Here is a 21,722-nt window from a genome sequence, read left to right on the forward strand (position 1 = left end):
TTTGCTTTTAATTTAAGTCAAAGATAGAAGGAGAAAATATAATGAAAGAAAAAATTGCAGTTGTAACTGACAGCACATCTGATTTAACTAAAGAAGATTTGGAAAAGTATGGGATTAAATCAATTCCGCTTAAGGTTATTTACAGTGATGCACAGTATCATGATCGGGTAGATATAACTCCGTCAGAGGTTTATGAAAGTTTTGAAAGAGAAATTCCAACAACTTCTATGCCTTCTCCCCAGGAAATTATGGATGTTTATAATGAATTAAAGGAAGAAGGTTATACTCACATCATTTCTATTCATATTTCTAGCGGACTCTCTGCAACATACAGCAACTGTATGATGGTTGCAGGTCAAATTGAAGGAATAGAAGTGGAAGTAGTTGATTCAAAAATGCTATCTAAAGGTCTGGGCAGACTTGTTCTTTATGCTAATTCCTTAGTTAGTGCAGCTGAATTATCCTTTGCGGAAATTATTGAAAAAGTGGAAAGCAAAAAAGATAAGATTGAAGTCTTTTTTGTAGTTGAAACTCTAAAATATCTCAAAAAAGGTGGTAGAATTGGTAAAGTATCAGGAACTATTGCTGAATTTTTAAATATAAAACCGATAATTGCTATTGATGATGAAGGAGAATATTTCACTTTTGATAAGGTCAGAGGGCGTAAAAGATCTCTTAAAAAGATGTATTCTATTATAAAAAGTAAACTTCAGGACGGGAAAGAATATGTTGTTGACGTAATGAATGCGGCAGCCGAAGAGGAAGCGCAGGGGCTTTTAGAGAAATTTGAAAAGCTTGCTCAGATTAAAGAGACTTATTTTAGTGAGATTAGTCCTGTTATGGTTGTGCATACTGGCCCGGGATTAATTGGAGTTGTTTTAACAGAGATTGATAAATAATAATTTTAATTAAAAATGATTAATAACAAAAGATTAGTAAGAACAGCCATTTAAGGCTGTTCTTTTTTTGATTTATACTTGACAAAAGCGCTCAACTTTATTATAATTTTATTAATAAAAATAAGAGGTGATAAAAATGGATAAAAATAAAAAATTTAAGCTTAATTGGTCCGAAAATCAGGCTTTTGATTATAAGTTAATTAAAGATCCAGAAAATAATAAATCACACATCGAAAAAAGAAGAGAGAAAATTAAAAAGGGAGAAATGGAGTGTTCTGAATGGTGGTTATGTTGGAGAAATCAGTAGTAAGTTTTGATAAAAATTATAAATTTAAAATCAAATTATTTTAAATCCTCTTTTGGTTTGCAGCTGAAAGAGGTTTTTTTAGTTTAAAGCAGGATTTTTTTTAGTTACAGCTAATTCAAATAATAAGTAATTTAATTATAAATGTCATTGGAGATGATCAAAATGGAATTTTATTCTGAGTTTAGTAAAAACTATGATAAAATTTTTCCACTCAATTCAAAAAAACTTGAACTTATAGACAATACATTTAAAAAATTAAAAGAAGAGAGAAAAGAAGTAAGGCTGCTTGACGTTGGCTGTGGTACCGGTAGTTATGCCATAGCATTAGCCAAAAAGGGTTATCAGGTTCAAGCAATTGATCTTGATGCAGAAATGATTTCTATAGCAGAATCCAAAATGAAAAAAGCCAGAGTTGAAGTTGACTTTTACAGACTTGGAATGCTAAATTTAAAGGAAAAATTTAAAGAAGATAGTTTTGATGGGATTTACATTATTGGGAATGTGCTGGTTCACTTAAAAAAGGAAGAGATTAAAGAATTTTTAGCGATAGCAGCAGATTTAATAAAAGAAAATGGTAAAATCTTTATTCAGATAGTTAATTATAATCGAATATTGGAGCTGGATTTAGATGGTTTACCAACAATTTACAGTAAAGATGACTCTGTTCGCTTTGAGCGCAATTATGAATATGATGAAACAAAAAATATAATATATTTTAAAACTAAATTGATTGATCATTTTGATGATAAAATTTTATCAGAAAATGAAATAAGACTTTATCCACTTTGCAAAGGTGAGCTGAAAGCTGATTTAAAAGCAGCAAGTTTTAAACTCGAAAAGATTTATGGAAGTCCAGCTGGTGACAAGTATCGAGGATTGAGTTCAATACCTCTAATAGTTACAGCTCAAAAAAATAAGTAAAATATATTATCTTTGGGTATCTGGTTACCTTAATTTGGATAATTTTCCTAGGATAAGTCTCTTTAAATTTTTTTATTACTATGGAGGAGAAATCATGAAAAAGAACAAATATGATTGGCGGCTCGGGTTTCTTGGTTTTTTAGGATTGATGGGTTTTCAGGCTTTTAGTCTTGAACAACCAGTTTATTTATTGTATTTTTCATTTTTTAGTTTTTTTTCAGCTTTTCAATATAAGTATTCTAAGCTAAAATATTTAGGATTACTTGGCTTATTGGGAATTATTCTATATTTACTCGCTTTAACAGGTGTAATTACAGTCTGAAATTCATTAAAAATTGAGGGGATTAAGATGCTTAAAAAAATAGGAATCATAATTTTATTTATTAGTTTAGCACTGCTTCTAGGAACAGGGGGCTATTATTTAATGATAGAAATTATAAATAACTCTAGTCTGCCAATCCTAATTAGGTTAGCGCTCATTGGACTAATTGTTGCTCTGCTTATAATTTTAATTGCCTTAATCAAAGAAAGACGGGAGGATAAGAAAAATGAAAGATTTGATCATCGTGAATACTGAAAGTGTTGCAGGTAGAGAAATAGCTAAACAGCTTGGTCTGGTAAGAGGAAATACAATAAGAGCCAGACATATTGGCAGTGATATAATGGCTGTTTTGAGAAATATAATTGGCGGAGAAGTAAAAGAATATACGCAGATGATCAGTGAAGCTCGGGAAGAAGCCTTAAAAAGAATGATTACAGAAGCTGAAAGTTTAAATGCTGATGCAGTAGTTAATGTTCGTTTCACTACTTCTCAGGTAATGGGAGGAGCAGCTGAAATTTTAGCTTATGGTACTGCTGTGAAGTTAAAGTAATTTTTCGAATTAGAAAGTAAATTATGAAGAAATTATTATTTTTTTACATGTTTAATAAAAGTGGGCAGATATCTGCTCACTTTTTGTTTTATAAGCAGGGAATGAATTAAATTTATCGAATAACTATTTAAAGGATTAATATATTTAATAAGGAGCAGAGAAATGATAAATCATATACATATATTGGGGCCATCTGGTTCCGGTACTACGACAATTGCTGAAGAACTGAGTACAAAATATAATTTTGCTCATTTTGATGCAGACAACTATTTTTGGAAACAGACTGATCCACCTTATCAGCACCTGCGTTCAATTGAAGAACGTAGGAGGCTGCTAAAGGAAGACCTTAAAAACGAACCCCGCTGGATAATTAGCGGTTCTTTTTGTGGTTGGGGAGATATTTTTATGGAGAAATTTGATCTGGTAATTTATCTTTGGACTCCAATTGATGTTAGAATAAGAAGACTAAAGAGCCGAGAACAGAAACGTTTTGGAAGTGCTGTCCTTCCAGGAGGAAAAATGTTTGAACGCCACCAGAAGTTTTTAGATTCAGCAGCCAGATATGATTATGACCAAACAGAATTCAGAAATAAAAGAACTCATGAAGAGTGGATGCAGCAGTTAAGTTGTCCGATCTTAAGAATTGAGGGTGAACAGACAGTAAAAGAAATCGTTTCAATAGTAGAAGAAAAAATTGTAGAGCTAGAAAATTAATTATTTTAATAGAATCAAGGAGGGAGAGTTAATTTGAGCAAAATATTAGTAATCAAAAATAAAATTTTTGACCTACCAGCAGGAGCAGAAGAGGAAATAATCAGTCTGGACTCAAAATTAGAAGTAAAGATAATTGATTCCAGTGAGGATTATCTCCCGCTACTAAAAGAGGCTGAAATAGTTTTTGGTTGGCCCAAAACAGATTTAGTAAAGCAAGCAGAAAATTTAAAGTGGCTGCATCTGCCTAGTGCTGGTGTAGATCGTTATGCAAATAAAGAAATTTATCAAAATCAGGATATTCTGCTGACAAATTCTAGTGGTGTCTATGGTAAACCAATAGCAGAACATGTATTTGCAATGATTATGGCGTATAATCGTAATTTGATTGATTATGCCTATAATAAAAAAGAAAAAAAGTGGCAGCGCAAAAATAAAATAAAAGATTTTTTCAATTCTACAGTGGGGATTTTAGGTTTTGGAGATATTGGCAGCACAATTGCTAAAAGGGCAAAGTCCTGGGGAGCTGAAGTCCTAGTCTTAAAAAGATCTATGATTGAGCTGCCTGAATATGTTGATCAAATATATTTAAATCGGGATTTAGATAAACTTCTTCGAAAATCTGATTATGTGATTCTAACTCTTCCTGGGACTCCAGAGACTGAAAGGATAATTGGTAGAGATGAATTTGAAATTATGAAAAAATCAGCTTTTATTATTAATATAGGCCGGGGTTCATTAATTAATCAGAATGATTTAATTAAAGCTTTAGAAGAGGATTGGATAGCCGGAGCAGGTCTTGATGTGACAGATCCAGAACCTCTGCCGGAAAACAGTAAACTATGGGATCTTGATAATGTGATTTTAACACCTCACACATCTGGCTTTTCTCCAACAAATGACCAGAGGCGTTTTGAAATTTTTAAAGAAAACTTAGAGAGCTATATCAATAGTCAACAGCTTAAAAATATAGTTGATTTTAAATTAAAATATTAGGTTTTATAGATTAAAACTGCTTCTTGCAGTTTTTTTCTTTTTAAAGCAGGAAAATCAATCTGAGTAAAGAAGTATATTTAATAGAAAATATGATTATTTTTATCAGAATAATTATATTTATTTTTTTCGAGGAGGTTAGTATTTAGTGCAGAAGTTTAACTTTGGAATCAAAAAGAAAATGATATTATTTATAGTAATATTGGTGATTTTGACAGTGGTTACTCTGGGTTTTTATTCTTTAAATAATTTAAATGAGACACTATATTTGGAAAAGGAAACTCAGGTTAGGGAAATGGTAAATTCAGCACTTGGAGTCATAGAGTATTATCATCAAATGGAAACAGATGGTGAAATAAGCAGGGAAGAAGCTCAGAAAAAAGCTGCTTCGGCTGTCGAAAAAATGACCTTTGGCCAGAATGATCAAGATTATTTCTGGATTAATGACCAGCAGCCAGTAATGATAATGCACCCTTACTCTAAGTCTTTAGAAGGTGAAGATATTGGTTCAATTCAGGATCCGGATGGGAAATATTTATTTAGAGAAATGGTTGAGGTTGTCAAAAAAAATGAGGCTGGTTTCGTAGAATATCAGTGGCAGTATTATGATCAGGAAAATCGTATTGAACCTAAGCTCTCTTATGTTATGGGATTTGGACCATGGGATTGGATTCTTGGTACTGGTGTATATATTGATAATATCAGAAGTTCATATTTAGAGTTAAGAAATCAATTTTTAGTAATTGGACTAATAATTTTATTAATTTCTCTTTTTCTAACTTATTTGATTGCTAATTATTTGGCAAATCCGATTAGCTTATTAACAGAAATTATAGATAGGCTGGCAGATTTTGATCTGAGAGATAATAATAAAGAAGCTCTAAACAATTACAGCAATCGTGGTGATGAAATTGGCTCGATTGCGGCAGCTTTAAAACAAATGAAAAATAATCTTTTAGAATCGATTAAAAAAGAGTCAGACATTGCCGAAAATCTTGCAGCATCAAGCGAAGAACTTTCAGCCAGCAGTCAGGAAATGTCGGCTTCAGCAGAAGAGGTCAGCCGTTCAATTAATAATTTAGCTAAAGGAATAGTTGAACAAAATGACAAGCTGTCTCAAACAGAAAAAAATATAGTTGAGCTTGATCAAAAAATTGATTCAATTACTGAAAAAGCAGGAGTAATTAAAACTGAAGCTGCCGAAGCAGGGAAAGAAATTGATAAAGGAAGTAAAGCTGTGAAAACTACAGTAGATGAGATAGAAGTTGTAGTTGATAATCAACAAAAAGTTTTGAAAAGTGTATCAGAATTAGATAAATTATCTGGAGAAATAGGCAAAATTATTGAAATTATTAATGGAATTGCAGAACAGACAAATCTGCTGGCTTTAAATGCAGCAATTGAGGCTGCAAGAGCTGGAGAAGCTGGCCGGGGCTTTAGTGTTGTAGCTGAAGAGATAAGAGAACTTGCTGAAGAATCTTCTAAGGCAACTGGTGAGATTAACACTTTGATTAAAGAGATTCAGACCAAAGTTAGCGATACTACAGAAATGATAACAGAATCTGATCAGGGAGTTAGGGCAAGCAGTAGAGCAGTTGAAGAAGCAGAAAAAAACTTTGCTGAAATTGAAAGTGTTGTTTTACGCTTGAGTAATTTAATAAATGAAATTGCTGATAATTCTCAAGATATGAAAAATAATAGTAAAGACGTTAGCAAAGCTGTAGAAGATATTTCTGAAATAAGTAGAGAATCTGCTTCAATTGCAGAGGAGGTAGCAGCTGCTTCAGATGAACAGAGTAATTCAACTATTGATATTGTAAACGCAGCAGAAGATCTGGCTGAAATGGCACAAGAATTGACAAGAATCACTTCAAAATATCACAGTTAAAAAAATCAAGATGCCCGGAGCCTGAAGAGTGCTTTTCGGGCATTTTTAATTTCCAAAATTTTATTAAAAAAATAAAGGTTAATAGTAATTGTTAGCGAAGTATAAAAATATAAAGTTCTTGAATTAAAGAGCTTTTAAAAGCTTTAAAGATTATTGACAATAAATTTTAGAGGGGAATAAAAATGGAAGATAAGGTTATAACAAAAACAAATATCAGAAAATTTAAAATAAACAAATTTATTGAAGTTGAAGATGTTGTAATAAATGAGAGTCCTCTGACACTTTTTATAAATGAATATCAATTTTTAACTTTGATGATTTTAAAGGAAAATTTAGAAGAGCTTATAACCGGCTTTCTTGCAAGTGAGGGGATTATAGAAAAGTGGCAGGATATTAAAAATATTGACTTTAAGTATGATAAGACCGTAGCTTTAATCGAAATAAATTCAGAGTTTAATCCTAATAATTATAAAAAAAGGACATTAACTTCTGGTTGTGGAGGTGGTAAAACTTTCATTAACCTCAAAGATTGTGCTGAAGCTCAGAAAATTAAAAGCAGTCTGCTATATCCAGCTGAAATATTTACAAATCTAATGTTAGAGCTGCAGCAGAACACTAATTATTTTCAAAAAACTGGCGGTACACATACTTCTGCTTTATCAAATGCTACTAAAATAATCTATCAAGTAGAAGACATCGGACGTCATAACACCCTGGATAAAATAATTGGTAGAGCACTAATAGAGAACATTGATCTAAAAGATAAAATTATACTTACCAGCGGAAGAATTTCTTCAGAAATGATTATAAAAGTACTTAAACAGGGAATACCATTTTTAGTATCCAGATCAGCACCAACAAATGCTGCAGTTAAAATTGCCAGAGATCGGGATATCACTTTAATTGGATTTTGTAGAGGTCAGCGCTTTAATATTTACAGTGGAGAAGAAAGAATAGTACTAACTTAAAGATAAATATAAATATTTATCTTTAAGTTAAGACAAGAAGTCGAAAGGGGTTGGCATATGTCAGAAAAAAAGAGAGTTCTGATTGCTAAATTGGGTCTTGATGGTCATGACAGGGGAGCAAAAGTTGTAGCACGTGCTTTAAAGGAAGCTGGAATGGAGGTTATATATACAGGTCTTCGTAATACACCAGAAGAAGCTGTAAGAACTGCTCTACAGGAAGATGTAGATTTGATTGGAATTAGTATTTTATCAGGTGCTCACAAAACACTTGTTAAAAAATTTTTCGAAAATCTGGAGGCTGAAGATATTAAAAATATTCCAGTTATTGTAGGAGGAATAATTCCTAAAGATGATTATAATTATTTAAAAAAATTAGGTGTTACTAAAATATTTGGCAGTGGGAGTTCAATTAAAGAAATATTAAATTATTTGAGAGAAATAAGATGAAAAATTGAAGTTAGGTTAAAAAAAGAGAGGAGGAAACAGCTTGTCCAAGCAAACAGAACAGCTGTTTCGGCAGACTCAGAGTGAGTTTATCGCTGCAGTTAAAGCGGGCAGAGAAAAAGAAATAGCTCGAGCTATCTCGCTTTTAGAAGATAAGTCTCCTTTAAGCAGAGAAATTATGGAGAATCTTTATCAAAATTTTAATAAACCATATATTATTGGAATTACAGGCCCAGCTGGTTCTGGAAAAAGTTCTTTACTTAATTTGATGCTTAAAGAATGGTTAAAAAAATCAGATGCTAAAATTGCAGTTATTGCGGTTGATCCTACAAGCAAAAAGAGTGGAGGAGCTTTTTTAGGTGATAGAATTAGAATGAAATCCATTCTTAATGAACAGCGTATATTTATCCGCAGTATGGCCAGTCGGGGAAAGATGGGGGGAGTTAATTCTGCTGTTTATGATACAGCAGTAATTTTAGCAGCAGCTGGTTATCAAAAAATTGTGATTGAGACAGTTGGTGTAGGACAGACAGAAATTGATATAGTAAGTTTAGCTGACACTACTTTAGTTGTTTCTGTGCCTGAAGCTGGAGACGAAATTCAAATTTTTAAATCAGAATTAATGGAAGTTGGAGATATTTTTATACTTAATAAAGCTGATTTACCGCAGGCAGCTAAAATGGAAGTGCTAATTAAATCAAATTTTTCTTTAATTGAAACAAAAGATAAAAAGAAAATTGAATCCAAAAGTAGCTGGCAGAAAACACTGATAAAAACATCGGTTTTAAATAACCAGGGGATAAAAAACTTAATTGAAGAGTTAGAAGATCATTATAATTATTTAAAGTCAAATAATATTTTAGAGAGAAATAAAAAACTTCAGTTAAAAAAACATTTACTAAATTTACTGCAGTCAGAAATTTTGGAAAAAGTAACCTTTAAATTTGAGCAGGAAGATGAATTTGATAAATGTTTAACTGCAATTTTAAGAGGAGAATCCTCGCCATATCAATTAATTAAAGAATTTGTTGATAATAATTTAACAATCTAAGTTGACTTGTGGTCAGTTTTTTGCTATCCTTAATTGTGTCGATTAAATAAAGGAGGTCAATGTGAATCCCAAACAAATAGAACATATTGGTATTGCAGTAAAAGACTTAAAAGAATCACTCAAATTTTATCAAAATATTCTGGGCTTAGAATTTCTTAAACAGGAAATAATTGAGTCACAGGAAGTTAAAATTGCTTTTTTAAAAGTTGGAAAAAGTAAAATTGAGCTGCTAGAGCCGTTAAATGAAAATAGTACAATTGCCAAATTTATTAAGAAGAATGGAGAAGGGATTCATCACTTTGCAGTTTTAGTCGACAGTATTGAGGATAAGGTCAGATTAATGCAGGCTCAGGGAGCGAAAATGATTGGAGATAAGCCTTCAGAGGGAGCAGATGATATGAAGATAATTTTTGTCCATCCCAAAACAACAAATGGAGTCTTATTAGAATTATGTGAACCACTTGCTAAGGAGGAAAAATAATGTCAGTAGAAGATAGGGAACACTCATTAGAAAATAAAAAAGAGACGATTCGTCAGGGTGGCGGCCAGGCACGAATTGAAAAACAGCATAAAAAGAATAAAAAAACCGCTAGAGAGAGAATTGAATATTTGCTGGATGATGGAACATTCAATGAACTAAATATGTTTGTTGAAAACCGAAGTACTTCTTTGGGAATGGATGAAAAGGAAGTGCCAGGTGAAGGAGTTGTAGTTGGTTATGGTACAATAGAAGGTCGTTTAGTTTATGTTTATGCTCAGGATTTTACAGTCATGGGAGGTTCAGTTGGTGAAGCACATGCCAATAAGATCTCGGAGGTAATGGATCTAGCTGTTAAAAATGGTGCACCTGTAATCGGCCTTAATGATTCTGGTGGAGCCAGAATTAATGAGGGTATAGACTCACTTAATGGTTATGGGGAGATCTTTTATCGTAATACAAAGGCTTCTGGTGTGGTACCCCAGATTACAGCAATCTTAGGCCCCTGTGCTGGTGGAGCAGTTTATTCGCCAGCAATCACAGATTTTATTTTTATGGTTGACCAGACATCAAAGATGTTTATTACCGGTCCCAATGTAATTAAATCTGTTACAGGAGAAGAGGTTTCAGCTGAAGAATTGGGGGGAGCTAAAACCCATAATCAGATAAGTGGGGTTGCCCATTTTATGGAAGAAAGTGAAGAAGCTGCTTTAGATAATATCAGGAGACTACTTTCTTACATACCTGATAATTATAAGGAAGAAGCAGAAAGACTAGAGGTTCAGGATAACCCTGGTCGAAGTACTGAAGAATTGAAAAAAATTGTTAAAGAAAATCCACAGAAGGCTTATGATGTTAGAGATGTAATTGATGTTCTGGCAGATGAAGATAGTTTTATGGAAGTTCAGCCATATTTTGCTCAGAATGCAGTTGTAGGATTTGCCAGATTAAATGGACGCAGTGTGGGAATAGTAGCCAATCAGCCTCAGTATCTAGCAGGTTGCTTAAATATTGATGCTTCAACTAAGATTGCACGTTTTATTCGGTTTTTAGACAGTTTTAATATTCCTATTGTTTCATTAGTTGATGTGCCGGGTTATATGCCGGGTACAGAACAGGAATATGGTGGAGTAATTCGTCATGGTGCTAAGGTTTTATATGCTTATTCAGAAGCTACTGTGCCTAAGATAACTTTGATTATGCGCAAAGCTTATGGCGGAGCATATATTGCTATGGGAAGTCGCTCTGTCAGAGCAGATCTAGTTTATGCCTGGCCAATAGCAGAAATAGCGGTTATGGGACCAGAAGGAGCTGCCAATATAATTCACCGTAAGGAGATAAAAGCAGCAGACGACCCGGAACAGATGCGCCAGCAAAAGATAGATGACTACAAAGATAATTTTGCTAATCCATACATTGCAGCTAAGCGGGGAATGGTTAACGATGTTATTAAGATGGAAGAGACCAGAGCTAAGCTAATCAATGGTTTAGAGATGCTGAGCAATAAGCGTGAAGATGGACAGGATAAAAAGCATGGAAATATTCCGCTTTAATATAAGCTCTCAAAAATGCATTTAATTTATATCAGTATTATTATGCTTAATTGAAACAATACGATGAGGTTTTTAAACATAAAATAGAAATAAGTAGGTGAAAGTATGAATAATTATGTTCTTGGTCTGGAGTTATTAATAATTGGAATGGGAACAGTTTTTCTTTCCCTTTATCTACTCTCAGTTTTCCTCCATTTTAGCGGAAAACTCTTTGGACCGGAAAATAAAGCTAGAAAGACGACTAAAAAACATTCAGTACAGAAAAAAGAAGCTGAAAAAGCTGCAGTAAAGGGAATATCTCCTCAGAAGCTGGCTGCAGTGACAGCAGCAATTTATGAGAGCTTAAGTGATCAAAAAAAATATCGAGTAATATCCATTCAAAAAAGTAATCGAAACTGGAAAAGATAGGAGCTGAATTATAATGAAAAAATTTAGAGTTGAGATAGATGGTGAAGAATTCATTGTAAATGTTGAAGAAATTGGTAGTGAAGAAAAAAGTGTTAATTCGCAAAGCAGTGTAGGTAGTGTTGGCAGCAGGAGTTCTGCAGCCACAGAGAAATCATCCTCAAAAAAAGCTACTTCAAAACCTAAAGCTAAGCCGAAGAGAGAAATGTCACCACCTGCTGATATTGGCGAAGGTGATATTGTAGCTCCGATGCCGGGTAGTATTTTAGAAATTAATGTAAAAAAGGGTGAAAGTGTCAATCAGGGAGACATTTTAATAGTATTAGAAGCAATGAAAATGGAGAATGAAATTACTGCAGCTCAGTCAGGAACTGTTAAAGATATCAAAGTAAGAGTCGGAGACAGTGTTGATGCAGAAGATATACTGCTGGTAATTGAGTAGGGGGTTAAATCATGTTAGATAAGATCTCGCTTTTTGTCCAGTCTACTGGTTATTTAAATTTGGGCTTAGGACAATTTATTATGATTATCATTGCCTCCATACTTTTATATTTGGCAGTTGTTAAGGAATATGAGCCTCTGCTGTTGGTGCCAATTAGTTTTGGTATGCTTTTAGTTAACCTTCCTTTAGGTGGTTTAATGGCAGCTGGAAAAGATGGACAGGTTGGAGGGTTATTATACTATTTATATCAGGGTGTAAAATTAGGAATTTACCCCCCAATTATTTTTATGGGAGTTGGAGCTTGGACTGATTTTGGTCCGATGATTGCTCAGCCAAAGACAGCTCTTTTAGGTGCAGCAGCCCAGTTTGGTATTTTTGCTACTATATTTGGTGCAATAGCCCTAGGTTTTTCACCTGCAGAAGCAGGAGCAATAGGAATTATAGGTGGAGCTGATGGACCTACAGCAATTTTTTCAGCCAGTCAGCTGGCTCCACATTTATTGGGACCAATTGCAGTTGCTGCTTATTCATACATGGCTTTGGTACCAATTATACAACCTCCAATTATGAAGGCTTTAACTACTAAAAAAGAACGTCAGGTAAAGATGGAACAGCTGAGACATGTAACAAAAAAAGAAAAAATAATTTTTCCTATAGCTGTTACTTTACTAGGAGGTTTATTAGTGCCTTCAGCACTTCCTCTTTTAGGAAGTTTAATGTTCGGTAATTTAATGAGAGAAGTAGGAGTTGTTGATCGATTATTAAAAACAACTCAAAATGCTCTTATGAACATAGTAACTTTATTTTTGGGTTTAACTGTTGGAGCAACAGCAAGTGCTGAGGCCTTTTTAAATACTGAAACTATTGGGATTTTAGTTTTAGGTTTAATTGCTTTTAGTTTTGGTACTGCAGTTGGAGTATTATTTGGAAAATTAATGTACAAATTTAGTGGTGGTAAAGTTAATCCGCTGATTGGAGCTGCTGGAGTTTCCGCAGTACCAATGGCAGCTAGAGTTGTGCAAAAAGTTGGTCAGGAAGAAAATCCATCTAATCACCTATTAATGCATGCCATGGGTCCGAATTTCGCTGGAGTAATTGGATCAGCGATTGCAGCCGGAACTTTATTGTCAATACTGGGTTAAGATAAGATATGAAATAAGGAAAAAGAAAAAAATTAGGCCAGCAGTAAAATGCCGGCTTAATTTTAAGAATTAATTATCAGAAAATTAAATAAATTTTTATAACTTTTTTAACTACCTAATTACCTTAAGCTAATGGTTCATATTAATAATTTTTAAATTAATTTTGAAAAGCAGTGAGTAGAGAGCAGCTGGCTTCATTTCAGTCTGTAAACAGTCACATAAGATAATAAAAATCTAATTTTGAGGAGTGAAAATATGGCCAGAGGTGATAGGGTAAGGTTAGATAATCCTGATTGGTGTAAAAATTGTGGAATTTGTATTTCTGTCTGTCCGACTAATGTTTTGATTAAAGGCAGGGATAGAGTAGAAATTGATGATCTAGAGAAATGTATAGGCTGTCAAAATTGTGAGTTAATTTGTCCTGATTTTGTGCTGAAGGTGGTGGCTCAAGATGAAAACTAAAATATTCAAACCTGAAAAAAGAGCTCTGCTTACCCAGGGAGATCAGGCTGTTGTAGAAGGAGCAATAGCAGCAGGAGTTGAATTTTTTGCTGGTTATCCAATTACTCCTGCTTCTGAAATAGCAGAGGGTTTTGCAAGAGAGCTTCCCAAAAAGGGCGGAAAATTTCTGCAGATGGAAGATGAAATTGCTGGTATGGCTGCGGTAGTTGGAGCCTCACTGGCTGGTAAAAAAGCAATCACTGCAACAAGTGGTCCCGGTTTTGCTTTGAAACAGGAAAATTTAGGATTTGCAACTATGATTGAGGCACCATTAGTTGTAGTGAATGTACAGCGGGTTGGACCTTCAACTGGACTTCCAACTTCACCTTCCCAGGGTGATGTAATGCAGACCCGCTGGGGAAGAAATGGTGATCAGGAAATAATAGCTCTGGCTCCAGCTTCAGTTGCTGAAAGTTATGAGCTTACAATTAAAGCTGTTAACTTAAGCGAAAAATTCAGACAGCCGGTAGTTTTGCTCTTAGATGAAGTGATTGGACATCTAAGAGAAAAGATTTATCTAAAAAGTAAGGAAGAGATTGAAATTTATAATCGCAAACGACCAAATTTAAATCAGGATCCAGATCAATTTTTGCCATATAAACTGACTGAAGATCTAATACCTCCGATGGCTGATTATGGCAGTGGATTAAAGTATCATACAAGTGGTCTTTTTCATGATCAGAGTGGTTTTCCAGATGGTAAAAAAGAAACTGCTAAGCTCATGCAGGATCGTCTGCATAATAAGCTGCATAACAACTTAGACCAAATAATTTTTTATGAAAAAGATATTAGAAGTGATGATAGAGTGGCTGTTTTAAGTTACGGTTCGGCTGCCAGAACAGCAATAAGTGCAGTTAATACAGGTCGTAAAGATAACTTTAAAGCTGGTTGGTTTAAACTTCAGACTATCTGGCCTTTTGCTGAAAAAGCAGTTGCAGAGCTTGCTGATCAGGTAGATACAATTATTGTTCCTGAATTGAATCAGGGACAGTTAATCAGAGAAGTTAAAAAAGCAGCAGCCGGCAAAGCTAGAGTGCTTGGAATTAATTCTTATGATGGAGATTTAATAAAACCAGAAGAAATCAGAGCCCTGCTGGAGGAGGTATTATAATGGATTATGAAAAATATTTAAGAATTGATAAGCTCCCGCATATCTGGTGTCCGGGATGTGGTCATGGAACTATTTTAAACTCATTTATTAGGGCCTTTGCTGAAAGCAGTTTAGACCAGGATAAAACAGTTGTGGTTTCAGGAATTGGCTGTTCAGGCAGGGCAACTGGTTATTTAAATTTTGACACACTGCATACAACTCACGGCAGGGCAATAGCTTTTGCTACAGGTGTTAAAATGGCAAATCCTGAGTTAAATGTGATTGTAATGACTGGGGATGGAGATGGAACAGCAATTGGTGGTAACCACCTGATCCATGCTGCTCGTAGAAATATTGATCTAACTGTAATTCTATTTAATAATCAAATTTATGGGATGACCGGCGGACAATTTTCACCGATGACACCAACCGGTGATCAAGCTACAACAGCTCCTTATGGTAATATAGATCAAAACTTTGATCTGGCAAGACTGGTGGAGGGTGCAGGAGGAGGATTTATAGCTCGAGGAGCAACCCATGATCCAAGACAGCTAAAAAGCTTATATCTAGCAGCCTTAAAACACAAAGGGTTTTCTTTTGTGGAAAGTTTTTCTCAATGTCCAGTTAGCTATGGACGTCAGAATAAATCTGGTGATGCTGTAGAAATGCTTAAAAAACAGCAGGAAGATACGGTTGGCTTTAAAAAATGGCAGGATCTCAGCTTTGAAGAAAAGGAAGGAAAATATCCTCTTGGAATACTAAAAGAGGTTGAAAGTCCTGAAAGCGAATACACAGAGCGCTATCAAAAAATTATAGAAAAGTTAAAAGAAGAGGAGGCTTTCTAATGAGCAGATATGAAATAAGGTTAAGTGGTGCTGGTGGCCAGGGGATGATTTTGGCTGGGATTATTCTTGCAGAAGCAGGTGTTATGGTTGATAATTTAAATGTAAGCCAGAGCCAATCTTATGGTCCTGAATCACGCGGAGGTGCAAGTAGATCAGAAGTTGTTTTTGATGAAGAACAGATTGATTTTCCCAAAGTTATCAAGCCTGATCTTTTAGTCTGCTTAACTCAGAAGGCTTTTGATCAGTATGGAGAAGATTTGAAAAATTATGGTGTTATTATAGCTGACAGCAGAATTGATACAGCAAGTTTAAAAGAGGAACTAAAAGATAACCTTTACCAGCTTGACATTTTGGATATTGCTGCAAAAGAAATTGGCAAAGAAATTTCAGCCAATATGGTTGTACTAGGAATAATTGCTAAAATAATTCAAAAAAAAATACCAGTAGAATTTATCAAAAAAGCTATTATAGAAAAGGTACCTCCAAAAACAGTTGATGATAATATGGAGGCCTTTGAACTTGGTTTTCAATTAAATTTAGATAAAAGGAGTTATGCTTATGGGAGAATATAAAGATGATAAGCTGAAAAACAATAAATTATCTGACTTAGAAAAAGCCGAAAGAGATTGGGAAGAAAAAAAATATCAAAAGACAATTGAGCGGTTTGGTTTAAGAAAAGATAAATTTTTATCTGATTCAGAAGAAGAAAAAAAAGCATTATATACTCCTTTAGATTTGAAGGATATTGATTATCAAAATGATCTTTCATTTCCTGGAGAATTCCCTTATACTCGTGGAGTTTATCCAACAATGTATCGATCTCGGCTGTGGACAATGAGGCAGTATTCAGGATTTGGAACTGCTGAAGAGACCAATAGACGTTTCAAATACCTGTTAGAACAGGGTCAGACAGGTCTGAGTGTAGCTTTTGATCTTCCAACTCAAATTGCTTATGATTCAGACCATCCTTTAGCCGAAGGAGAAGTGGGTCGAGTTGGAGTTGCAATTGATAGTGTTGATGATATGAAGCGGTTATTTGCTGATATTCCTTTAGATAAAGTTAGTACATCAATGACTATTAATGCACCTGCTGCTGTTATTTTAGCAATGTATATTGTTACAGCTGAAGAACAGGGAGTTAATCCCCGAGAATTGGCCGGAACAATTCAGAATGATATATTAAAGGAATATATAGCAAGGGGTACCTATGTTTACCCACCAGAACCTTCTTTAAGATTGATAACAGATATATTTGAATACTGCTCAAAAGAAATGCCTGGTTTTAATACTATTAGTATTAGTGGTTATCATATTAGGGAGGCAGGTGCTACTGCTCTCCAGGAGCTTGCCTTTACTATAGCAGATGCATTAGAATATATAAAAGCAGCTTTAAAAATTGGACTAGATATTGATGATTTCGCACCGAGATTATCGTTTTTCTTTGCTTCTCAGATGAATATACTAGAAGAAACAGCAAAATTTAGAGCAGCTCGTAAACTCTGGGCTGAAATAATGGAAGAAAGGTTTGGTGCCCAAAAAGAAAAGTCTAAACTTTTACGTTTTCATACTCAAACTGCGGGTACTGCATTAACTGCTGAACAGCCTTTAAATAATATAATTCGCGTTACAATTCAGTCTTTAGCAGCAGTTTTAGGAGGAACCCAATCACTGCATACAAATTCTTATGATGAAGCACTTTCTCTGCCTTCTGAAGAAGCTGTTGAAATTGCTTTGAGAACTCAGCAGATAATTGCAGAAGAAAGTGGAGCTGCTGATGTAATTGATCCTCTAGGAGGGTCTTATTATTTAGAAGAACTTACAGCTTCCTTTGTGAAACATACTAAAGAATATTTAGAAAAAATAGATCAGCTTGGTGGTATGGTTGAAGCTATTAAAGCTGGATATGTGCAGCGAGAAATCCAGGATAGTGCTTATCAGAAGCAAAAAGAACTTGATGAAGATAAAAGAATAGTTGTAGGAATAAATAAATACAGGTGGGGCCATCACAATGAAGAGATGGACTTACTGAAGGTTGATCCGGATCTGGAAAAAGAACAGAAAGAAAAACTTAAAAATTTAAAGAAAAAAAGAAATCAGCTGCTTGTTGAAAAAAAATTATTACAGATCAAAAATGCAGCTGAAAAAGATAAAAATTTAATGCCTCCAATTATTGAAGCAGTAAGGGCAAAAGCAACCTTAAACGAAATTAGTGATCAGCTTCGAGAAGTTTTTGGAGAATACCAAAATAGAAATATTTAATTATTATTAAAACCCTGCCAAATTTGAGGCAGGGTTTTTAACTTTTATAAAGAAATATAATTTTAAGAGCTTTTTTAGAAATTTAAGACTATAAAATAAATAAAATTAGACTTATCAATGATCAGGGGGGATATTATGTTGAAAAATGAAAGACTTAAAAATTTAAAAGGAAGACTAAACAATTTAACTGAAGAAGTAGTTTTAGAAATGCTGGAAAATATGCTGAAGAGAGAAGAATTTAAAGATGTTTGTAAAGATGAAGATTGTTTGCTAGATATGGCAACATATGCTCTTAACCGTCTACCTGCAAAGTATGTAGCAACATCAAAAGGAAAGGTATTTTCAAAAATAGAAGAACTGGAACAGCAGCATTCTGTTGATGTGCTTTCTGTAGTTACTAAATCAATTAAAGTTGTTTCTGAGAATGCTCATCCCAACAATAATTAAACTTTTGTATAATTTGATAATAAAACAATTTTAGGGGAGATTGATATGTTAAATGAGCGTTTTTTTAAAACAGGACATGCTGTAATAATAATATTAGTTATAATATTTCTTTTAGGACAGATACCATATTTTACTGTACCATTAACTTCAGTAATGAGTTTTGTTTTGCTGCCTTTATTATTTAGTTCTTTTTTATATTATTTAATGAGGCCACTTGTCAGATTTTTAGATAAATGGATAAATAATAAATCGCTTTCAATAGTAATTTCATTAATTGTTGTTCTTGCTATTTTAACAATTGTTTTTTATTTTGGAGGGAGCATTATTTATGAGCAAGGAAAAGAGGTAAGCCAGAGTTTAAGTGGTAATTATAATTATATATATAATTTTATTCTAACTATAATAGAAAGATTAAGGGGATATATAAATTTTGACAGTGCGTTTTTAGAAGAATTGAATTTAAGGGAAAGAATATTTTCTTATGCTAATAACTTAGCTCAAAAAATTTCCTCCTATAATTATATGGGGATTTTTAGTTCGATTACTAACTTTGGACTGATAATTTTATTGATTCCTTTTATTGTCTTCTATTTACTTAAGGATGACCAAAAGATATTTAATAACTTTATGAAAGCTGTTCCGGAATCTAAAAAAAGAAAAATAGAAAAATTAGCAGAAGAAATTGATCATTTACTTGCTACATTTATTAGTTCGCAATTAGTTGTAGCCTTCTTTTTAGGATTGACAATGTTTATTGGTTTTTTAATTATTGGGTTACCTAATGCAGTTGCACTTTCATTTATTGCAATGATAACTTCTTTGATTCCGATAATTGGTCCTTTCTTTGGCAGCCTGCCTGCAGTTTTTGTTGCAGTCACAAACAGCTGGTTTTTATTTTTAGGGGTATTAGTGATTATTATAATTGCTCAATATCTTGAAGGCAACCTTATTAGGCCACTTGTTCAAGGGAGAAGATTAGAAATCCATCCAATAGTAGTTTTATTTGTAGTATTATCAGGAGTATATTTATTTGGATTTATTGGGGCATTAACTGCTGTTCCTTTATATGTAGTTTTACGACTGCTCTTTCGAAAAAAGTATATCGAAAAAGAAATTTAATATTTTTTATGGTGGTACTTAATGTCTGGATATGATTTCCAGACAACCGGTATCATCATTTTTTTTGTAAATTTAATTACTTTTTTAACGAAATCCTTGACTAAAGTTGAGTAATGTTGTAGGATATAAATAGCACAATGCTGAGCAGATTACTTTAATAAAGGAGATGACTTAGATTATGAATAAAAAACTGCTAAAAATATCTAGTTTGAAATCTAAAGTTGAAGATCAAAATATTTTAAATGGAATTGATTTAGAGGTTAATAAAGGCGAAATACATGTAATTATGGGTCCTAATGGTGCTGGAAAATCAACTCTGGCAAATGTTTTAATGGGTCACCCAGAACATGAAATTATAGATGGAGAAATTGAATTTGAAGGTGAAAAAATTAATAATCTAGCAGTAGATAAAAGAGCGAAAAAGGGTATTTTCTTATCATTTCAGTATCCTCAGGAAATTCCAGGAGTAACTGTGGAAAATTTCCTTCGTACAGCTAAAACTGCAGTAAGTGGTGAACAGCAGAGTATTTTTGATTTTAAGTTTTTATTAGAAGAAAAAATGAATCTGCTTGATATTGAACATTCTTATGCAGACCGTTATTTAAATAAAGGTTTTTCCGGTGGGGAAAAGAAGAAAAATGAAATTTTACAGATGGCAGTTCTGGAGCCAAAGTTAGCTATTTTAGACGAAACAGACTCTGGGCTTGATGTAGATGCTACCAAAACAGTTGCTGAAGGAATTAAGAAACTAGCTTCTGAAGATAATGCAATGATAATAATAACTCACCATAATCAGATTTTAGATTATATAAAACCAGATTATGTTCACGTTTTAGTTGATGGAAAGATTGCTAAATCAGGAGATATGGAATTGGCTAAATTAATTGAAAAAGAAGGTTATGCAGAATATAAAGAAGAAATCTTAGATGAAAGTAATTCTAAAACTAATTGTTAGTTTATTAGGAGGTTTTTTAGATGAGCGAAAAGACAGAAGTCAAAGATATTGACCGCAGTCTTCATGATAAAAAAAATGAAGCAAAACATCGTTATCAATCAGCTAAGGGTCTAACTCCTGAGGTAATTAAAGAAATCTCAAGAGAAAAAAACGAGCCAGAATGGATGCTCGAGTTTAGACTTAAAGCTTTAGAAATATATAAGAAAAAAGAAGTTCCTACCTGGGGAGCAGATATTTCAGATTTAGATATGGAAAATATAATTACCTATGTTCGACCTGATGCAGATCTTCAGAGTGATTGGGATCAGGTTCCAGAAGAGATTAAGAATACATTTGATGCTCTGGGGATTCCAGAGGCAGAAAAAGAATCTCTGGCTGGAGTTGGAGCCCAGTATGATTCTGAGGTTGTATATCACAACTTAAAAGAAGAAATGGTCGAACAGGGTGTTGTTTATATGGATATGGAAAATGCTGTTAAGGAACATGAAGAATTAGTTAAGGAACACTTTATGAAATTAATCACACCTAATGATCACAAATTTTCAGCTCTGCATGGAGCCGTCTGGTCTGGTGGTTCATTTGTTTATGTACCGGCAGGAGTAAATGTAGATATTCCTCTGCAGTCCTATTTCCGCCAGAATGCACCAGGATCTGGACAGTTTGAGCATACTCTTATAATTTTAGAAGAAGGAGCAAATGCTCACTTTATTGAAGGCTGCTCAGCCCCAAAATATTCTGTTAATAATCTTCATGCAGGTGCTGTAGAATTATTTATAAATAAAGGCGCCAAACTGCGCTACAGTACAATCGAGAACTGGTCCCGTAATATGTATAATTTAAATACCAAGCGGGCATTAGTTGAGGAAGATGGAGTTATTGAGTGGGTTTCCGGATCATTTGGCTCTAAGGTATCAATGCTTTATCCAATGAGTATTTTAAAAGGCGCTAGAGCTAGAGCAGAATTTACTGGTGTTACTTTTGCAGCTGAAGGACAGTATTTAGATACAGGAGCTCAGGTAATACATGCTGCTCCTAATACTACTTCAACAGTTAATTCCCGTTCGATTGCTAAAGATGGTGGGCATGCATATTATAGAGGTTTGCTTAAAGCAACTAAAAATGCTCATGGTGCTAAAGCTTCAGTTTCCTGTGAGTCTTTAATGCTTGATAATGAATCTAAATCAGATACTTTACCGATTATGAAACTGCAGACTGATGACATTGATATTGGTCATGAAGCAAAGGTTGGTCGGATAAGTGAAGAGGCTATCTTTTATCTGATGAGTAGAGGGATTAATGAGGAAGAAGCAAAGGCGATGATTGTAAGAGGATTTGTAGAACCAATTGCTAGTGAACTACCATTAGAATATGCAGTTGAACTAAACAATTTAATCAACCTTGAACTTGAAGGTACTATAGGATAGGTGATAAT

Annotated in this window: 26 protein-coding genes; all 26 read left to right on the forward strand. The window is 33.8% G+C overall.

Features of this window, described 5'->3' with window-relative positions:
* The first annotated feature begins 41 nt into the window (after positions 1-41).
* The 26 genes from ACZ446_RS01575 (at position 42) to sufB (ending at position 21,714) form a co-directional block, all read left to right on the forward strand.
* Complete coding sequence (locus ACZ446_RS01575; protein WP_464393422.1) at positions 42-899, forward strand: DegV family protein; 858 nt, start codon at positions 42-44, stop codon at positions 897-899.
* 136 nt (positions 900-1,035) lie between these two features.
* Positions 1,036-1,206 (forward strand): hypothetical protein, encoded by a 171-nt coding sequence (locus ACZ446_RS01580; protein WP_464393423.1) that lies wholly within the window; start codon positions 1,036-1,038, stop codon positions 1,204-1,206.
* A gap of 162 nt (positions 1,207-1,368) precedes the next feature.
* Positions 1,369-2,127: a class I SAM-dependent methyltransferase gene (locus ACZ446_RS01585; protein WP_464393424.1), complete on the forward strand. Its 759-nt coding sequence runs from the start codon at positions 1,369-1,371 to the stop codon at positions 2,125-2,127.
* Positions 2,128-2,221: 94 nt separating this feature from the next.
* The gene (locus tag ACZ446_RS01590) at positions 2,222-2,449 is read left to right on the forward strand and encodes a DUF3796 domain-containing protein (RefSeq protein ID WP_464393425.1); all 228 of its coding nucleotides are present in this window, start codon (positions 2,222-2,224) and stop codon (positions 2,447-2,449) included.
* A gap of 27 nt (positions 2,450-2,476) precedes the next feature.
* Positions 2,477-2,704: a hypothetical protein gene (locus tag ACZ446_RS01595; RefSeq protein ID WP_464393426.1), complete on the forward strand. Its 228-nt coding sequence runs from the start codon at positions 2,477-2,479 to the stop codon at positions 2,702-2,704.
* Complete coding sequence (locus ACZ446_RS01600) at positions 2,676-2,999, forward strand: YbjQ family protein (protein ID WP_464393427.1); 324 nt, start codon at positions 2,676-2,678, stop codon at positions 2,997-2,999. Before ACZ446_RS01595 ends, ACZ446_RS01600 begins: the two co-directional genes overlap by 29 nt.
* A 162-nt stretch (positions 3,000-3,161) precedes the next feature.
* Complete coding sequence (locus tag ACZ446_RS01605) at positions 3,162-3,713, forward strand: AAA family ATPase (RefSeq protein ID WP_464393428.1); 552 nt, start codon at positions 3,162-3,164, stop codon at positions 3,711-3,713.
* 33 nt (positions 3,714-3,746) lie between these two features.
* Entirely contained in the window at positions 3,747-4,706 is a 960-nt protein-coding gene (locus ACZ446_RS01610; RefSeq protein ID WP_464393429.1) for a D-2-hydroxyacid dehydrogenase, read from the forward strand.
* Between the two features lie 145 nt (positions 4,707-4,851).
* On the forward strand, positions 4,852-6,591 hold the full coding sequence (locus ACZ446_RS01615) for a methyl-accepting chemotaxis protein (RefSeq protein WP_464393430.1): 1,740 nt from the start codon (positions 4,852-4,854) through the stop codon (positions 6,589-6,591).
* A gap of 182 nt (positions 6,592-6,773) precedes the next feature.
* Positions 6,774-7,559, forward strand: a complete 786-nt coding sequence (fdhD, locus tag ACZ446_RS01620) for a formate dehydrogenase accessory sulfurtransferase FdhD (protein WP_464393431.1) — start codon at positions 6,774-6,776, stop codon at positions 7,557-7,559.
* A gap of 57 nt (positions 7,560-7,616) precedes the next feature.
* Positions 7,617-8,006 (forward strand): cobalamin B12-binding domain-containing protein, encoded by a 390-nt coding sequence (locus ACZ446_RS01625; protein WP_464393432.1) that lies wholly within the window; start codon positions 7,617-7,619, stop codon positions 8,004-8,006.
* Between the two features lie 40 nt (positions 8,007-8,046).
* Positions 8,047-9,054, forward strand: a complete 1,008-nt coding sequence (gene meaB, locus ACZ446_RS01630) for a methylmalonyl Co-A mutase-associated GTPase MeaB (RefSeq protein WP_464393433.1) — start codon at positions 8,047-8,049, stop codon at positions 9,052-9,054.
* A gap of 61 nt (positions 9,055-9,115) precedes the next feature.
* Positions 9,116-9,535, forward strand: coding sequence for a methylmalonyl-CoA epimerase (mce, locus tag ACZ446_RS01635; protein WP_464393434.1), 420 nt, complete (start codon positions 9,116-9,118; stop codon positions 9,533-9,535).
* On the forward strand, positions 9,535-11,085 hold the full coding sequence (locus ACZ446_RS01640; RefSeq protein ID WP_464393435.1) for an acyl-CoA carboxylase subunit beta: 1,551 nt from the start codon (positions 9,535-9,537) through the stop codon (positions 11,083-11,085). The genes mce and ACZ446_RS01640 overlap by 1 nt, the downstream gene beginning before the upstream one ends.
* 105 nt (positions 11,086-11,190) lie before the next feature.
* Positions 11,191-11,493, forward strand: coding sequence for an OadG family protein (locus ACZ446_RS01645; protein ID WP_464393436.1), 303 nt, complete (start codon positions 11,191-11,193; stop codon positions 11,491-11,493).
* Between the two features lie 13 nt (positions 11,494-11,506).
* Complete coding sequence (locus ACZ446_RS01650; RefSeq protein ID WP_464393437.1) at positions 11,507-11,932, forward strand: biotin/lipoyl-containing protein; 426 nt, start codon at positions 11,507-11,509, stop codon at positions 11,930-11,932.
* Between the two features lie 11 nt (positions 11,933-11,943).
* Positions 11,944-13,074 carry a sodium ion-translocating decarboxylase subunit beta gene (locus ACZ446_RS01655; RefSeq protein WP_464393438.1) on the forward strand — a complete coding sequence of 377 codons (1,131 nt, stop codon included), beginning with the start codon at positions 11,944-11,946 and terminating at the stop codon, positions 13,072-13,074.
* A 255-nt stretch (positions 13,075-13,329) separates the two neighbouring features.
* Positions 13,330-13,536, forward strand: a complete 207-nt coding sequence (locus ACZ446_RS01660; RefSeq protein WP_464393439.1) for a 4Fe-4S binding protein — start codon at positions 13,330-13,332, stop codon at positions 13,534-13,536.
* A complete protein-coding gene (locus tag ACZ446_RS01665) occupies positions 13,526-14,686 on the forward strand; it encodes a 2-oxoacid:acceptor oxidoreductase subunit alpha (protein WP_464393440.1) in 1,161 nt (386 codons plus the stop codon). The genes ACZ446_RS01660 and ACZ446_RS01665 overlap by 11 nt, the downstream gene beginning before the upstream one ends.
* Positions 14,686-15,510, forward strand: a complete 825-nt coding sequence (locus ACZ446_RS01670; RefSeq protein WP_464393441.1) for a 2-oxoacid:ferredoxin oxidoreductase subunit beta — start codon at positions 14,686-14,688, stop codon at positions 15,508-15,510. Before ACZ446_RS01665 ends, ACZ446_RS01670 begins: the two co-directional genes overlap by 1 nt.
* Positions 15,510-16,082: a 2-oxoacid:acceptor oxidoreductase family protein gene (locus ACZ446_RS01675; protein WP_464393442.1), complete on the forward strand. Its 573-nt coding sequence runs from the start codon at positions 15,510-15,512 to the stop codon at positions 16,080-16,082. The genes ACZ446_RS01670 and ACZ446_RS01675 overlap by 1 nt, the downstream gene beginning before the upstream one ends.
* Positions 16,069-17,769 carry an acyl-CoA mutase large subunit family protein gene (locus ACZ446_RS01680; RefSeq protein ID WP_464393443.1) on the forward strand — a complete coding sequence of 567 codons (1,701 nt, stop codon included), beginning with the start codon at positions 16,069-16,071 and terminating at the stop codon, positions 17,767-17,769. The genes ACZ446_RS01675 and ACZ446_RS01680 overlap by 14 nt, the downstream gene beginning before the upstream one ends.
* Before the next feature lie 135 nt (positions 17,770-17,904).
* The gene (locus tag ACZ446_RS01685) at positions 17,905-18,216 is read left to right on the forward strand and encodes a late competence development ComFB family protein (RefSeq protein WP_464393444.1); all 312 of its coding nucleotides are present in this window, start codon (positions 17,905-17,907) and stop codon (positions 18,214-18,216) included.
* A 45-nt stretch (positions 18,217-18,261) separates the two neighbouring features.
* A complete protein-coding gene (locus tag ACZ446_RS01690; protein ID WP_464393445.1) occupies positions 18,262-19,335 on the forward strand; it encodes an AI-2E family transporter in 1,074 nt (357 codons plus the stop codon).
* A 178-nt stretch (positions 19,336-19,513) separates the two neighbouring features.
* Entirely contained in the window at positions 19,514-20,290 is a 777-nt protein-coding gene (gene sufC, locus ACZ446_RS01695; RefSeq protein ID WP_464393446.1) for a Fe-S cluster assembly ATPase SufC, read from the forward strand.
* A gap of 20 nt (positions 20,291-20,310) precedes the next feature.
* Complete coding sequence (gene sufB, locus ACZ446_RS01700; protein WP_464393447.1) at positions 20,311-21,714, forward strand: Fe-S cluster assembly protein SufB; 1,404 nt, start codon at positions 20,311-20,313, stop codon at positions 21,712-21,714.
* Positions 21,715-21,722: the final 8 nt, after the last annotated feature.

Source organism: Halanaerobium sehlinense (assembly GCF_055379485.1).